Below are 15,483 nucleotides of genomic sequence, written 5' to 3'. Positions count from 1 at the left end.
GTTTCTCCTTTATAAAGTGAGGGTGAGATGCCTCAATTGATTCAAGACATATTCTCTAATTCTCCCCGCCTCTGGAATGTCCCCTACAATTCGACCCTCTCTTATTAGCGATTTTAAAAGGATATCCATCTTTCCGCCGCACGTGCAGCGTTCGACCTCACGTCCCACTGGAATCACCCTTGTGGTGAAGCAATCTCTGCAACGCAAAACATTTTTAGAACCCGACATCTTACCGCGCTTGGCAATGGCTTCACCCTTGATTTCAACTATATCGAAGGAAAAATCGACGACGGGGGCGTTGCTAATGGCTGTCCCCACGCCATAAGCATCCGCATAAGGATTGAATTCCGCTATTTTATGTTCATCTATGCCCCCGCTCACGAATAGCTTGACATATTCGTATCCCCTGAGGTCTAACTCCCAACGAACCTCTTGAAGGATTTTTAAGAAATCCCCCCGACGAGAACGGGGGGTATCTAAGCGGACCGCGAATAAATCCTTTCCCAGGACCTGGGCGGCTTTTACGGCGGCGAATTTCTCGTCATTGAAAGTGTCGATGAGGGCCACCCTTTTCACTTGAGGATCGATGACCTCGTGAAAGGCTCGAAAAGTTTCTTCTTCACCGCCGATGGTTAAAATGAGCGAATGTGACATGGTTCCAATGGGCTTCTCCCCTATTAATTTGGCACTTTCGGGGACGGCTACACCATCGCATCCACCAATATAAGCATTTCTCTCAACCATTGGTGTTATGGCTGGATGCATTCGCCTGGCTCCAAAGCTATAGACCTTCCTATCCCCAGCTGCCATTTTACATCGAGCCGCTTTCGTGGCTACCCCTGACGCCTGGCACAGCAATCCCAAAAGTGAGGTTTCATACACCGCAAAGTCAAGATATTTCCCCTCGACGATCATCACCGGCTCTTCGGGATGAAACAGAGTGCCCTCGGGCATTGCCTCAACGTTGACTTTTAACCCCGAAAGAAGATGAACGGCTTCCTCAAGCCCGGCGAAAACGGCCCAATCCCAATCCTCCGGTAGGTCGGTGGCACGAACTTCCCCTTTGACCCATTTGTCGATATTTTTTGCTTTCAGGATTTGAACTCCACGCTCAAAGTAAACATCAGTTATCTTCCCAGCTTTGATGATCTCCTCAGAAGCGATGTGAAATATTTTAAATCCCTCCTTTGATGGAAATCAGACGCTCTTTAAAAGTTCCCTTGCTTCCTCGAGGGATATGATCTTCACCCCCACACCTTGCAACCTTTCATCCATGGCCTTCTTTGTGGAAACTCCCTCTGAGACTATATCCACAGCTTTGGTTGCTTCGGAAACTAAATATACCTCAAAACCCGCCTTGGTTCCATCGCAAGCTGTACTACCAACGCAAAAGTCATAAGCGAGCCCAGTGACCACTAACCTTTCTACCTTTCGATCCTCGAGTAATCTTGTTAAATGGCTTTCCCCCTTAAATTCTGGAGCGAAGGCCGAATACTCAAAACTTCCCTTGCGAATGAGTATCTCGCCTCGATCAAAGTCTGGAAGAAGTTCCTCAACTATTTCCGCCCCTGGTGTGCCGGCTACGCAATGTAACGGCCAAATTTCAAATTCGGGGTCGGGATTGAAATGAGAATCAACTGAATACACGACCGGGAGATCATTCCTTCGGGCAATTTCCAATAACTCTTTTATGATGGGAATGGTGCTTTCCCCATTCTTAACATATAGCTTTCCACCTGGTTTGGCAAAATCACATTGCATATCAATGATCAGTAAAGCGGTCTTACCCATCATAACCTCCTTATATAAGGATAAAGTTGAGCCTAAGATTTATTTTCCTAACCCTCTGGGCTGATGCTTTTCCCAGAGCTTGTTCAAATGCCTTGTGAATATCCTTACTATATAAAGAGCAAATATGAACCTAACTCGTTAATAATACATATGATTTTTCTCGGTATAAATAAAATTAAAGACAACTTTATATCCACATTATAATAGATTGAGCCTATTCCCCGATGATTTTTAGAATCAAATTTCTGTTACGAGGTCTAATATCGAAATCGACGAATACTATTTGCTGCCAAGTGCCCAGATTGAGTTCCTTATCGGTAAAAGGCACAGTTAAGGAAGGTCCCACAAGGGAAGCTCTCAGATGAGAATGGGCATTTGCGTCTCCCCATTTAAGATTATGCCTATAATCTCCCAGGGGAATTAATTGCTCCATCACATCCTTGAAATCGCTGAGCAGTCCTGATTCGAATTCTATGGTGGTAAGGCCACCCGTTGACCCCGGAGCGAAGATGGTAATTATACCACTGGATACAGGGGAATTCTTTATCTCTCTTTGAACCCTTTCCGTAATATCTATGACATCGGTATTTCCCCTGGTTGAAAAGCTGATACTTCTGGTTATCACCATTTTTAAACCTCCACTCTCTAAGTTGTCTCTTGAGCTGCTGTCTCTTGAGATGGTTGGGGGACCTCCATGGTTCCCACCCGGACCACGGCGGCTTTTGGTCTATAGCGACTTATAAACCTGTTTTCCCTAACTACCGCACCTTTTCTCTTAACCGTTCTTATTACGGCGATCTCTCGTCCCTCCACTCCCTTCTCTTCAACAACTTGCTCCCCTTTAGGTAGGGCGGGATCCTCTTTATATTCTATGGGGTAGGGTTTCAGATTGGTGAAAGGAGAGGTGGTATACGAAACCTCTGTACCAAAATCGGTGCCATAAATGGCGATAGTTATGGTGCTCGGAGCGCACCAGGCCTTTATCAGCAAATGGGCGGGAGTATCATTGCGAAATTTGAAGTCGGGTTTAGGATAGGAAACTGTGGCATCTCTTCCCGCCGGATATCTGCTGATATAAAAACTGTGGTTTTGTCTCTCCACCACGGGATATCCGGCGAAAAATACCGCATTGAAGAGGATCGTCGTTACCTGACATACACCTCCTCCAATGGCGGGGACGAGTTCTCCATTGAGAATCATGGGGGCCTCCATGTATCCCTTCTCCGCCGTCCGAGGACCAACTGTTTTGTTGAATGAGAAGACTTCTCTGGGAGGTACGATCGTTCCATCCAGGCTTTTGGCCAGTAGATGGATATTGTGCGTCCTAGTTTTGTGGTTAGGATTATAGGAGGTAGTGAAGGTGGATATTCTTTCCCTTATCCCCATAGTCTTGGCTTCTTCCGTGGTGAGATTGGGTTCCACAACCCTGGTGGTCAGCGATACTTCCCGCGGAGGCTTATCATCACGTACGGCACGATTTATACCGTCAAAGGCAGTATCAGCATCCACTTCTCGACCGTATTGACTGTGGATGATGGTAACCTTAGGTCCATTTACTCTAAATTTAGCATCCCTGGGAGGGATATTAAAATTCTTCGTGATCTCCTTGATATACTCTTTGACCCTCCCTTTGTGTAAATGGGCTCGGAGTATCACCCGTTTTCCTCTCCCCTTCGATTCTTCCACTTCCTTAAATTCGATGAGTTCGCCGATCTTTTCCGGTGAAATCTCCCAAGAATATTTATCATATTTCAAGGTTATAGGGCTCTTAAGCATCGATCTAACATCTTTTAGAGCTTCAATGATATCGCCATCACCGATGCGAGCGGCGAGGATGGTAATGGGAAGGTTCACCTGTCGTTTATTGAGTGCAAAAAGCCTAGCTCTGATCAAAGAAAGGGCTTGTGCTCTCTTCACCTGAATCCCAACTTGACTTGGAATGACTTCAACTTGAGCGTTTTTGATCCTGATGCCGGCGTTTACGGGCTTTCTCTCAATTTCCCTTGCGATCTGCTCCATAACCGCACTTAAGGACCGGCCATCCATGGAAAATTTCAAGGGTATCATCGCTGGCTCGTACCAACAGGAAAACCTATAACGGAGCCGATTAAAGATGCTTCCCTCCCTTCCCACTGCGAAAGCCTCCTCAACGGTTTTTGAGATGTCAATTTTTGTATTCAATTGGGAAGGATATATCTTCCAACTTTTATCGGAGTAACACACGATTACTGAGCGCTTAAGGAAGGGCTTAAAGCGGGAATGGACCTTTTTGAATGCCTGAGCGGGGGTGAGACCACCCACTGGGATTCCGTTAATTTCTACACCACTGTGGATTTTTTTCCAATGAATGAGACAATCAGCAAACGCAGCCGTCGAAACAAAAAAGGTCAAGGCGATGAGGGTTGCAATGGACTTCAGTTTGATATGCCGATGGATTCGGACGAAATCCATCCCTCTCCCCTATTCCCCCTTGATAGGAGCGATATAACGGTATTTAGGAGGACTTAAACCGGGTAATATAACTTTACTCTCCTTAGTAATCCTAAAAGAAATGCCCTCCAAGGAATCGAGAGCATCCTTTATCCCCCCGGGTAAAGTCACAGCCTGATAAAGAATCTCTGGATTCCCAATGGCTTTTATGGCATAAGGTGATTGAATCCTTTTACCATTCATTCTTATATATCCCTCTCTCTTTTCTAGAGCGGATCTTGCTACAACGCGCTGATCATTGATGGATATCCCCTCGGCACCTGCGGCCCTCAGCTCCTGTATAATCTCCAGAATGTCATGCTCGTTGAGAATTCCTTCCTTATCAGCGATGAGAATCTGGATGCCATTTCCTTGCACCCTTGTGAATCCAGCAACAATCCTTAAATCCTCCAAATTCCTCGCAGCTTCATCGAGAATTGCCTGCTTATCAGCAGTCTCACGCCGATATTTATAGGATTGAATTCGCATACCGGTAACTTCCCTGTGCAATGCATCAATCTCCACATTTAGTTCCCTTATGATCTGTCCCAAATCTTGTTCTGAAAGTTCCATTAATTTTCGGCTTAGGACTCCTTGCACCCTGAATTGAGTAACCAAAAGAAAGCCGATGATGGTACAGATTATGGCGATGGTAATCTCCATCCTCTTACTCTGAATGCGCCGGAGGTGAAAGATGTTCGTCCTCATTACCCCCAACCCCTGCTTTGGAAGATTAAACGCCTGATGAGGGCGAGATTCTGGAAAAGCCTGACCCCGAAAGCGACCACGGCGGCCAAATATAACGGAATTCCCAACCGATCGCCTATGTAAACGATGAATGCGGCCATTAATGTATTGCCAAAAAAACCCGAGATGAAGAGTTTGTCATTGAATTTCCCCTCAAGACTTGCTCTTAAACCTCCAAAGGCACTATCTAGAGCCGCCAGAAGTGCTATACCCAAGTATGGAACGTAAACCGATGGAATATCCACCCTCAGTACCAAACCCAATATGACACCTATGAGCAGACCCAAGATGGGTAAGAGATAGAGCCTTCCCAATTTAATCCTCTCCCTTTATGGCCCGAGCGTGCTCTACACGTAAACTCCCGCTATAAGCTGGGATTTTGATATGTGATAGGGTTTTAATCTTAGCAATTAGACCAAAGGATTTCGCATAATTCCATAAAAGCTTCGATGCATCTTTGTTCTCCTGTAAAGCTCGGTAAAGTCGCTCAGAATTCCCAATGGCTCTTATCTTATAGGGTGTGGCAAGCCTCATGGAATTAACTAAAATGGTATTTCCCGCGCAGCGAATGGCACTTGTGGAAACCAATCGCTGATTATTTATGGCGATAGCCTCAGCTCCACCATCCCAAAGGGCATTTACCACTACGCGTAGGTCATAGTCGTGTATGATGTAATTGTTAGGATCTTCACCCGGAGGAACCTGTAAAGCATCGCCCAGGCTCACCTCAACACCCGTTCCCTTAACAGCGGTTAAGCCAGCGGCAAATTTCAATTCCTCCAATTCCTTTGTGAAAGAACCCAATATTCCCTCATGAGCCGCTGCTTCCTTCTCATAGGCTCGGAGTCGCTCTCTTAGCTTTCTTGTCTCCTTCTTTAGATTTTCCCTTTCTTTTTCCAACGACTTTATAATCTCAATGAGCTCGGCCTTCCGTTGACCCACTCGTTCACGGGTTCTTTGCTGAGCATAGAAAGCAGTTGATAGTAAGAAGCCCAAAATTAAACAGACTAAGATGGGAGAAAGAAACCGCCTCGCTTCATTCAACTACAATCGACCTCCGACGAGCATAATTCAATAACTACTGAGAAAATACATCGAATCTCTCTAGCTGGAATGCATTTTAAAAGTGGTCGAGTAATCGCTGAGCATATTTTTTCAATTCGTGGAATTTTTCCTTGGTATGAGTTTCAATATAAACTCGAACTAGAGGTTCTGTTCCAGAGGGACGAATTAATATCCAATCTCCTCCCTCGAATAAATACTTCACTCCATCTCTTGCCAGAACATCCTGCAGTTTTAAACCTCCTATGGAGAGGGGTGGGTTAGACTTCAGTGTTTCAAGTAAAGCTACTTTCTTATCTCGGGGATATTCAACATCCAGACGTTCGCTGAAAAAGTCTCCATATTCTGCATAAAGTCCTTCAAGCAGCTCGGATAAGGGCCTTTCTTGATGGGCTACAATTTCCGCTACCAGGAGATCGGCAAGGATTCCATCCTTCTCGGGAATATGCCCCATTATACTTAATCCTCCGCTCTCTTCCCCACCAAGCACCACCGACTTTTCCCGCATAATTTGACCGATGTACTTGAATCCGACTGGCGTCTCAACGACTTGCACACCAAATCTTCGAGCAATGACATCGAGCATATGCGTGGTCGCTATGGATCGAACCACTATTCCCTTCAAGCCCTTTTCTTTGAGCAAATGTAATCCCACAAGGGGCAACACCCGATTGGGAGAAAGGTAAACGCCGTTTGAGTCAATGACTCCAAACCTATCGCCATCCCCATCTAGAGCCAACCCAAGGTCTGCTTCTTTGCGCCTCACCAGGGATGATAATTCCCTTAAATTCTCTGAGGTTGGATCGGGTAGAGTACCGCCAAAGAGTACATCTCGGTAGTCGTGAATAGCGTGAACGCTGCAACCGGCCTCCTTAAAAACTTGAGCCATTATCCCCTGACCGGCTCCATACATGGGATCCAAAACTACCTTAAGCTTTCCTCGCTTGAGAATTTCAAAATCGACCAAATTCTTTAAACGATCAATATACTTAGGGAGAGGATCTATATAGTGAATGAGTGTGGACTCCAATGATGCCTGCAAAATTTTCCCCGATTCTTTAATCCGCTCGATGTTTCGCTCGATCTGTGAGGTGATCTCGGGAGTTGCGGGGCCAGCATATTCAGGAATGAATTTTATCCCATTGTACTCTGGAGGATTGTGGCTGGCCGTGAGCATGATCGCTCCCGCAGCATCACACAGCTTGATGCAATACGCGGTGATGGGAGTGGGCATTGCTCTGCGAGCCAAATAAACGGGTATTTCATTTCCCAACAAGACTGAGGCACACGCAGAAGCAAACTCCTCGGCAAAGAACCTGGTATCGTGACCTATAACTAATCCCCTTTCGAGTTCACCCTCCCGCAAGACAAAATCTGCGATGGCTTGCGCTACCACCCTCACATTTTCCAAGGTGAAAGTATCACACATAACCGCTCGCCAACCGTCGGTTCCAAACTTGATCCCTTTCAAACCTGAAATTTACCTCCAAACCTGAATTTTGACTAGGAGGAGACGATGCTGGAAATGAATTTGATATAATTCTCAACCTCGGCTTTAGCTCTCTTATCGGAATCGGCTTCGGCGTAGATTCTAAATACCGGCTCCTCTGGATCCGGAAGAATTAAAGCCCAGCGATCTGTATCAAAAATCTTTACTCCGTCTAAAAGCTGTACTTGTTTATCTTTAGCTCGCTCCATCAATCGTCGCATAACCAGTCCCTTTAGCTCCCACGAGCAGAAAGTGTTCTGGTGAGCCAAATGGCATTCGGGAAGATCGGCAACTAATTCCGATATCGGTTTGTCGGCCTTCGCAAGGAATTCTAAAAGTTTGCAAAAGGTCATGATGGCATCATAGGACGGTAGGAATTGAGGAAAGATTAAACCTCCGCCTTGAGCACCTGCAAAGACTACGTCTTTCCTCAAAGCAGCTTCCATCAAAGCCCTGGGGCTTACCTTCGTTCTGATGACCTTCCGTCCATATTCGGCGGCGATATCCTCGACCACGCGGGAGACGGTGAGGGGAACCGCAATTTTCCCCCTCTTCCTCCCAAATTGGCAAATGAGACTCACAAAGAAATGAAGGAGATCATCATTAGAAATGGGTCTTCCCCTGTCATCCACTACAAATACCTTTTCGCAAGCGCTGTCGATGAGGATGCCAAAATCCGCCTTAAATACTCGAACCGTTCGACATAAATTCTTCAGATGCTGCTGAAATTCTTCGCCGGAAATGGTGGTTTTGCTCTCGTCGGTATAAGCGTTTAAGGCAATGATGTCGCAACCGAGCTTACCTACGAGTGCAGGCATGGTCAAAGAAGAGCTCCCCCAAGCATAATCCACAACGACCTTGAATTTCGCATCTCTAATCAATTTTTTATCAATCACTTTGAGCAGACCGTCTATATAATACTCGCTCGTACGAGCGGGGAAAATGATTTCGCCAATCTCGTTGTAAAAGGCTCGCCTGAAGTCCTCCCTATAGAAATACTTTTCTATCCCCCGCTGGGCAATCTCATCAATGTCCATTCCCTGCGCGTCAAACAATTTAATTTCAATGGATTGAGGATCAAAGGGAGAAACCCTAATATGAACCCCACCCACACACCGGCTGGTCCGGACATTGAATCGATTAATTGGAGTTGGAGCAACTCTTAAATCTCGACAGTGAATACCCGTAGCATTGAGGGCAGCTACGATGGCTCTTTTAATCATTCGTGAGGCTCGGTTGGCGTCTCTGCTCACCATCACGTGCGTGTCCTTCTTGAGCAAAGTTCCAAAAGCCATTGCCAAATGCATTGCCAGATCCGGGGTGATATCTATATTGATCAAACCCGAGACACCATGCTTACCAAAGAGGGTTCGCATCCCTCTTGTCTCCCAGATGATACTGGTATTAATGGTGGCTCCGGCGTCTACGGTTTTAAAGGGATAAATCTTAACATCATGATTTATGACAGCATCTTCCCCGATCCCACATTCATCTCCAACTATCACTCCAAGGTCGAGTCGGGCTCCCTTCTTAATATCACAACTCTTCCCAAGTACACAACCATGAAGGTGAGCTTGAGGTCCAATGTATGAATTCTCCCAAATTATCGATCGATGGATGTGGGCATTATTTCGAACTAGCACATTGTTCCCGATAACCGAATATTCCCTAATCTCAGCACCCGCTTCTATCTTAGCATGTTGACCTATTACCACAGGTCCCCGTATATCCACAGCTGGATGAATGAATGCTCCCTCGCCAACCCATATATCCCCTTCCATTCTAATCCCAGGTGGTTTAATATTCGCCTTTCCTTCCAAAATATCCCGATGGGCTTGCAAATACTGCTGGGTATTGCCAATATCGCACCAATATCCCTCAACGGTGCACCCATAGAGTGGTTTTCCGTTTTTGAGAAGCAAAGGGAAAAGATCTTGACTGAAATCAAATATGGTATTTTCAGGAATATATTCGAAGATTTTGGGCTCGATCACATAAATACCAGTATTAATGGTGTCGCTAAATACCTGACCCCAAGTGGGTTTTTCCAGAAAGCGTTGGATGCGCCCATCCTCATCGGTGATGACTACGCCAAATTCCAGAGGATTCTCGACACTCTTCAGGGCAATAGTGGCTATGGCTTTTCTACTGCGATGAAAGTCTATAATTTCCGTGAGATTGAAATCGGTGAGGACATCGCCGCTGACAACGATGAAAGTCTCGTTCAAGTGCTCCTCGGCATTCTTTACACTTCCCGCGGTACCCAGAGGACTCTCCTCTATAGAATAGCTTAAATTTACTCCCATATCGGTGCCCTCACCAAAGTAATTCTTAATTAATTGAGGAAGGAAGTGCAATGTGACCACGATATCCATGATCTTATGCTTCTTAAGCAACTCTATCACGTGTTCCATCACCGGTTTATTCATGAAAGGAACCATGGGCTTAGGCTGGTTGCTCGTCAAAGGACGGAGTCTCGTTCCCTCTCCACCCGCCATTACCACTGCCTTCATCAAACTCACCTTCTTTCATCGTAAATTACCTTTACAAGGATTCATTCTCTACCTCGCACCCTCCTTGGCTGAGCATCCTTAAACCCTTTTGGAGATAGTCAAAACCTGAAATTAAGTATAAAATCAATCCCAAATAAAATAGCCAAATTCCCAATTCGAATTTGAGCAGTAGTAGGATAAATGAAACCATGAGAATGGCCGTTGCCATTTTCCCCAGATAAGTGATATCCACTCTTTTACGTCGAGTCTTGAGCATGCGGTAGCCAACGATCATAAGTGAATCTCTGCATATAAAAATCATCAATGCCCAAAAAGGTGGTAAAGCATCTCTTATATAAAGGGCGATTATCACACTTAGAATGAATAATCTATCCGCAAGAGGATCGATCATGCGCCCGAAATCAGTAACCTTGCTCATGGAACGAGCAATGAAACCATCCAACCAATCGGATAAGGCCGCCAAAGTAAGAATTATGATCGCAAAAATATTATACTTCAAAGAGAAGATGAAATATAAGAGGGGAAGGATTAAAAATATACGAAAAATTGTTATTACATTGGCCACGTAACGCTTTTGAAACCGTATCACTCGATATACTCGCGGGTAAAACCCTTTCTGATCAAACGCTTTCCGGCTTTCCACCCTGCTCCCAATACTACTCCCGAAAATCCCCGATGACATATCTTGTCCAGAGACTCCACGAGATAATCTATTTGATCCGTTGAGACCAGTAAGGGTGGTAGGAACCTGATAACATTAGGATTGTTTAAAGTATAGGCGGTGATGACGGAGTATTCATCCTTAAGCTCACTGGCAACCAAGGATGCAGAGTATTTCCTAAAGAGATCACTTAAAGCTCCCTTAAGAAACTTTGGCTGATCAAATTCCATCCCGATCATTAATCCCTTGCCCCTGACCTCTTTCACTATGGGATTTCGATTCTTTAAACTCTCCAACCTATTTAGGAAATATTCACCCTTATCTCCAGCTTCCTTGATCAGACGCCCTTTATCACGACAGAGTAAATCTAGGGTGGCCAGGGCAGCGGCACAAGCCCAGGCATTTCCGCCAAAGGTGGAAGTGTGAAGCAAACATCTTTCCATGCTGCCATAAGCCTTTTTCCATATTTCATCCGTGGTTATGTAAACACCAATCGGTATAGCTGCGCCGCTCAAGGCCTTTGCCAAACAAAGAATATCCGGTTCTACACCTTCATGTTCGCAGGCAAACATCGCTCCCGTGCGACCAAGACCGGTTTGAATCTCATCCAAAATAAGTAAAGCTTCGTACTCCCGGCACAACTTCTCCGACTCCTTCAAATAGCCCTCTGGAGGGAGGATAACCCCTCCCTCACCCTGGATGGGCTCGACTATAAAGGCAGCTACATCACCTTCCCTGAGCTTCTCACGTAAAGCTTCGGAATCGCCAAAGGGTATGCTCTCAAAATCCGGGAGTAGTGGTTCAAAGGGTGCCTGGTATTTTCCCCTACCCGTTGCAGATAGGGCTCCCATAGTCTTCCCATGAAAGGAATTCTCGGTGTAAATTATCTTTTTACGGTGAGTAGCCGCTCTGGCTAGTTTCAAGGCTCCTTCCACAGCCTCTGCTCCGGAATTACAGAAGAAGGATTTCCTTAAACTCCCGGGGGTGATAAGGGCAAGATTTCGAGCCAATGCCGCAGTCAGAGGGGAAAGAGCGGCTTGAAAAAAATTTGGCTGTTCCTTGACTTTATATATTTCCTTTATTATTTCGGGGTGGTTATGTCCCAGGGCTGCAACTCCATACCCACATAAAAAGTCCAAATATGGTTTTCCATCGACGTAAACGGTGATCCCCTCAGCTCTGTCATAAACCTCGTCGAAACCAACGAGTTCAAGTGTCAAACACAAATCGGGATTAATGTACTCCCTAAACCACTCTTTAACCTCGCTTTTTGAAGCGTTTAGAGCATCGTCGATGGAAATCAAATTACTCCTAACTGGCATGATCATTTCCTTTCAAAATTCTGTCTATTTTAACCTATTTTAGCCTATTTTGGATGCTTTTGTTAGAAAAAAATATTCCTTGACTCACAGACAAAAAAGAAGGGTCATTTCTGGCCCTTCTAATATTCTGACCTGGTCGGGGCGAGCGGATTTGAACCGCCGACCCCCAGACCCCCAGTCTGGTGCGCTAACCAGGCTGCGCCACGCCCCGTTTCTATTTGGTCATTTATCGACCTCATTATATCTAAGGTAAAATCTTTATTCAAGGTAACCTTCATATGCTTTGAAATTTAGAAATCCTGAATTTTTAATGATGAGCGGACCACATCTTTGCCAGTAAGGCGAATAATAAGAATGTAATTATCAGGACAACCACTACCCAAAAAAATTCCACCATTTAAATTCCCCTCTCTTTTATCTCCTCGGTTGGTCCCCTTGACATGAGTTCTACCACACAATCGTGAGGATCTTTACCAAAGTAAATCACTTCTACTACGCTCTTGGTTATGGGCATATCAACCCCATATTTTTGAGCGAGCTGATAAACCGCTTTCGCTGTGCGGATGCCCTCTGCAACCATTGTCGTCTCTCGCAGTATTTGGGATAAGCTCATTCCCCTGCCAAGCTTTTCACCTACAGCTCGATTTCTGCTATGACGGCTGGTACAAGTGGCAATAAGATCGCCAACTCCTGAAAGTCCAGCGAAGGTCAAAGATCGAGCACCTAAAGTCACACCCAAGCGAGTCATCTCCGCTAGTCCCCTGGTCATCAGGGAAGCCTTGGTATTGTCACCGTAACCCAGTCCATCGGATATTCCCACCGCAATGGCAATTACATTTTTGGTGGCTCCACCGAGTTCAACCCCAACCACATCCGGATTGGTGTAAACTCTGAAATAAGGAGTCATGAACACCTCTTGGAGTTTCAAGGCTAAACCTTTATCGAAAGCTGAGACTACGGTAGCGGTGGGAATTTCCTGAGCAACTTCCTCAGCATGGTTAGGACCCGAAAGTACTCCGATATTCACCTGGAAAGTGGATGAGAGTTCGCCTTGAATGATCTCTGACATTCGCATGAGGGTATCAACTTCTATTCCCTTTGTTAAGCTCACGATGAGTATATTGGATTTTAACTCATCTTTAAGCATTCGAATGATCGAACGCATAGCGTGAGAGGGCACAGCCAGGGTTACTATCTCCACTTTTGAAAGAGCTTTGGAGAGATCACCTGTAATATACAAATTTTTGGGAAGGAGGAGTTCGGGTAAATATCGAGGATTGCGTCGCAAATTTTGCATAGCTTCTGCTAAATCGCTGTCTCTAGCCCATAAGGTAACTGAAAATCCCTTTTTTGCAAGAAGGGTGGAAATCGCCGTGCCCCAACTACCTGCACCAATAACAGCAATTCTCTCCATTACTTTCCTTTCCTTTCCTGGGAACGAAATCCCAAACTTCAATTCCTCCCCAGCCAAAAGTCTTTTTATATTCGCTTTATGCTTATAGACAATTACGATGGTGGCGAGGATACTGAATAAAATATAGGGATAATTTCCGGCTTGAAAATAGAGCATCAAAAGAGGAAGGATAAAAGCAGTGGTTATCGAGGCCAGGGAAACATATCTGGTGGCCATCACGATCAAAAGCCAGATGAGAAAGAGAATACCCGTGACATTTGGCGCCAAAACGGTGAGAACCCCAGCCCCGGTAGCCACTCCCTTCCCGCCCGAGAACTTCAGATAAATCGACCAACTATGACCTAAGATGGCGGCCATACCCGCAAGAACTACGACGATTGCATCGGTCAACACAACTTGCTCATGGCTTCCTAGAAGGGTGGGTGCATTGGGAAAGAGATAACTGGTCAGAAGCAGGGAAAGGGCACCCTTTAGAAAATCCCCAACGAGGACAAGCACACCAGGTAGGGTACCCAAAACCCTAAAGACATTTGTGGCTCCAACATTACCGCTCCCGAACTCTCGAATATCAATCCCGTAACCCATCTTTCCCATGATCAATCCAAAGGGAATGGATCCCAAAAGGTAACCGGCGATTATTGCGAAGATGCTCTTAAATATCTCCAACAATCTGGCTCACTTCTTTCTGAATTTAAGACGAAGTGGACAGCCCTTAAATCCAAATGTTTCCCTTATCTTGTTCCCCAAGTATCTCTGATAGGATGGATCGACGATTTCTGGATGATTCACGAAAAAGACAAAAACCGGTGGTTTCGTTCCCACTTGAGTTACATATGATATCTTAAGCTTCCTGCACCTCTTCGTGAGGATGTAGCCCTCTGCGAGCAATCGCTGTATGAAATCATTTAATTTTGGGGTGGAGATCCTCTTCTTGTATTCATTGGCTATTATATCTAAATTTGGAAATATATCTCCGATTCCCTCCCCTGTAAGGGCAGAAATGCAAAGCAATGGGGCATAGTATAAAAATCTAAACCTATACTTTACATTAAGAATTAGATTCTCGGTGCTTTTCTTTTTCACCAAATCCCACTTATTGAGGAGAATGATGCTCGCACACCCACGACTCTCAGCGAGCTCTCCCACCTTTTGATCCTGCTCAGTTGCTCCCTCCAAAGCATCGAGAATGATCAGAGCTACATCCGCCACATCTAAAGTCCTCAAGGCACGAACAAAACCATAATACTCTATATCCTCTTTGATTCTTCCCTTTCGTCTCAAACCGGCCGTGTCGATGAATCGATATCGTTTGCCATCACGAACGAGAAGGGTATCTATAGCATCTCTGGTGGTTCCCGGTATCTCACTGACAATGGCTCTCTCCTGCCCCAACAACCTATTGAGGATCGATGATTTCCCAACATTTGGTCTCCCCACAATGGCAACGCTTAATTCCTCCCTTCTCTCCTCGATGGCTTTGGGAAGGAATTGAACGAGCTCATCGAGTAAATCTTCGATCCCCAAACCATGCATGGCCGAGATGGCCAAAGGTTCCCCCAACCCCAACTCATAGAATTGGTATTTGGCCTCATCTCGGGTGAGATCATCTACTTTGTTCACCGCCAATAATACGGGCTTATTTGAGGTCCTTAAAATATTGGCAATCTCATTATCATCGGGAAGTAACCCACTGAGTCCATCGACCACAAAGATAATGGCATCGGCTTCCTCCACAGCGAGAAGGACTTGCTTAACCACCGCTTCCGACATGGGAAGAGACTTCGTAAAATCAAGTCCCCCCGTATCGATAAGAGTAAAGGATCTTCCCCGCCAGTCGGCTTGAATATAATTTCTATCCCTAGTTACACCGGGCACCTTATCTACGATCGCCTCAGAGCTGGCTGCAATCCTGTTTACCAGCATGGATTTTCCCACATTCGCTCTCCCCACGATTGCTACCAAAGGTAACATATTCTTTACCTTCCTCGCTCAATTCAATTAATTTTCTAACGAAC

Annotated in this window: 13 protein-coding genes, 1 tRNA gene and 1 pseudogene; all 15 read right to left on the bottom strand. The window is 45.5% G+C overall.

Annotated elements, in window-relative coordinates:
* Positions 1-9: 9 nt before the first annotated feature.
* On the bottom strand, positions 10-1,173 hold the full coding sequence (locus tag QMD66_04075) for a nicotinate phosphoribosyltransferase (GenBank protein MDI6822030.1): 1,164 nt from the start codon (positions 1,171-1,173) through the stop codon (positions 10-12).
* Positions 1,174-1,197: 24 nt separating this feature from the next.
* Positions 1,198-1,794: an isochorismatase family cysteine hydrolase gene (locus QMD66_04070; protein MDI6822029.1), complete on the bottom strand. Its 597-nt coding sequence runs from the start codon at positions 1,792-1,794 to the stop codon at positions 1,198-1,200.
* Between the two features lie 211 nt (positions 1,795-2,005).
* Positions 2,006-2,419, bottom strand: a complete 414-nt coding sequence (locus QMD66_04065; GenBank protein ID MDI6822028.1) for a secondary thiamine-phosphate synthase enzyme YjbQ — start codon at positions 2,417-2,419, stop codon at positions 2,006-2,008.
* Positions 2,420-2,436: 17 nt separating this feature from the next.
* Positions 2,437-4,242, bottom strand: coding sequence for a VanW family protein (locus tag QMD66_04060; GenBank protein ID MDI6822027.1), 1,806 nt, complete (start codon positions 4,240-4,242; stop codon positions 2,437-2,439).
* A 9-nt stretch (positions 4,243-4,251) separates the two neighbouring features.
* Positions 4,252-4,968, bottom strand: coding sequence for a DUF881 domain-containing protein (locus tag QMD66_04055; protein MDI6822026.1), 717 nt, complete (start codon positions 4,966-4,968; stop codon positions 4,252-4,254).
* Positions 4,968-5,321 (bottom strand): small basic family protein, encoded by a 354-nt coding sequence (locus QMD66_04050; protein MDI6822025.1) that lies wholly within the window; start codon positions 5,319-5,321, stop codon positions 4,968-4,970. Before QMD66_04050 ends, QMD66_04055 begins: the two co-directional genes overlap by 1 nt.
* Position 5,322: 1 nt before the next feature.
* Entirely contained in the window at positions 5,323-6,051 is a 729-nt protein-coding gene (locus tag QMD66_04045) for a DUF881 domain-containing protein (GenBank protein MDI6822024.1), read from the bottom strand.
* Positions 6,052-6,127: 76 nt separating this feature from the next.
* On the bottom strand, positions 6,128-7,540 hold the full coding sequence (locus tag QMD66_04040) for a phosphoglucomutase/phosphomannomutase family protein (protein ID MDI6822023.1): 1,413 nt from the start codon (positions 7,538-7,540) through the stop codon (positions 6,128-6,130).
* 32 nt (positions 7,541-7,572) lie between these two features.
* A complete protein-coding gene (locus QMD66_04035) occupies positions 7,573-10,071 on the bottom strand; it encodes a mannose-1-phosphate guanyltransferase (GenBank protein ID MDI6822022.1) in 2,499 nt (832 codons plus the stop codon).
* A 31-nt stretch (positions 10,072-10,102) separates the two neighbouring features.
* On the bottom strand, positions 10,103-10,660 hold the full coding sequence (locus QMD66_04030; protein MDI6822021.1) for a CDP-alcohol phosphatidyltransferase family protein: 558 nt from the start codon (positions 10,658-10,660) through the stop codon (positions 10,103-10,105).
* The gene (locus QMD66_04025) at positions 10,657-12,054 is read right to left on the bottom strand and encodes an aspartate aminotransferase family protein (GenBank protein MDI6822020.1); all 1,398 of its coding nucleotides are present in this window, start codon (positions 12,052-12,054) and stop codon (positions 10,657-10,659) included. The genes QMD66_04030 and QMD66_04025 overlap by 4 nt, the downstream gene beginning before the upstream one ends.
* A 133-nt stretch (positions 12,055-12,187) precedes the next feature.
* Positions 12,188-12,265: transfer RNA gene (locus tag QMD66_04020), tRNA-Pro, on the bottom strand.
* 186 nt (positions 12,266-12,451) lie between these two features.
* A complete protein-coding gene (locus tag QMD66_04015) occupies positions 12,452-13,468 on the bottom strand; it encodes an NAD(P)H-dependent glycerol-3-phosphate dehydrogenase (protein MDI6822019.1) in 1,017 nt (338 codons plus the stop codon).
* A gap of 48 nt (positions 13,469-13,516) precedes the next feature.
* Positions 13,517-14,134, bottom strand: a pseudogene (gene plsY, locus QMD66_04010) (glycerol-3-phosphate 1-O-acyltransferase PlsY).
* 9 nt (positions 14,135-14,143) lie between these two features.
* On the bottom strand, positions 14,144-15,439 hold the full coding sequence (gene der, locus QMD66_04005) for a ribosome biogenesis GTPase Der (protein MDI6822018.1): 1,296 nt from the start codon (positions 15,437-15,439) through the stop codon (positions 14,144-14,146).
* Positions 15,440-15,483 lie beyond the last annotated feature (44 nt).

This window comes from Actinomycetota bacterium, from assembly GCA_030018275.1.
Taxonomy (GTDB): domain Bacteria; phylum Actinomycetota; class Aquicultoria; order Subteraquimicrobiales; family Subteraquimicrobiaceae; genus Subteraquimicrobium.
The sequence above is the reverse complement of the archived record's forward strand: the minus strand, read 5'-3'. Positions and strand labels throughout refer to the sequence as shown.

Bases quoted from the DNA above. Each gene is read 5' to 3' on its own strand.
- QMD66_04070 (MDI6822029.1), bottom strand. From the start codon at position 1,794: ATGATGGGTAAGACCGCTTTACTGATCATTGATATGCAATGTGATTTT.
- QMD66_04065 (MDI6822028.1), bottom strand. From the start codon at position 2,419: ATGGTGATAACCAGAAGTATCAGCTTTTCAACCAGGGGAAATACCGAT.
- QMD66_04060 (MDI6822027.1), bottom strand. From the start codon at position 4,242: ATGGATTTCGTCCGAATCCATCGGCATATCAAACTGAAGTCCATTGCA.
- QMD66_04055 (MDI6822026.1), bottom strand. From the start codon at position 4,968: ATGAGGACGAACATCTTTCACCTCCGGCGCATTCAGAGTAAGAGGATG.
- QMD66_04035 (MDI6822022.1), bottom strand. From the start codon at position 10,071: ATGAAGGCAGTGGTAATGGCGGGTGGAGAGGGAACGAGACTCCGTCCT.
- QMD66_04025 (MDI6822020.1), bottom strand. From the start codon at position 12,054: ATGCCAGTTAGGAGTAATTTGATTTCCATCGACGATGCTCTAAACGCT.
- QMD66_04015 (MDI6822019.1), bottom strand. From the start codon at position 13,468: ATGGAGAGAATTGCTGTTATTGGTGCAGGTAGTTGGGGCACGGCGATT.
- der (MDI6822018.1), bottom strand. From the start codon at position 15,439: ATGTTACCTTTGGTAGCAATCGTGGGGAGAGCGAATGTGGGAAAATCC.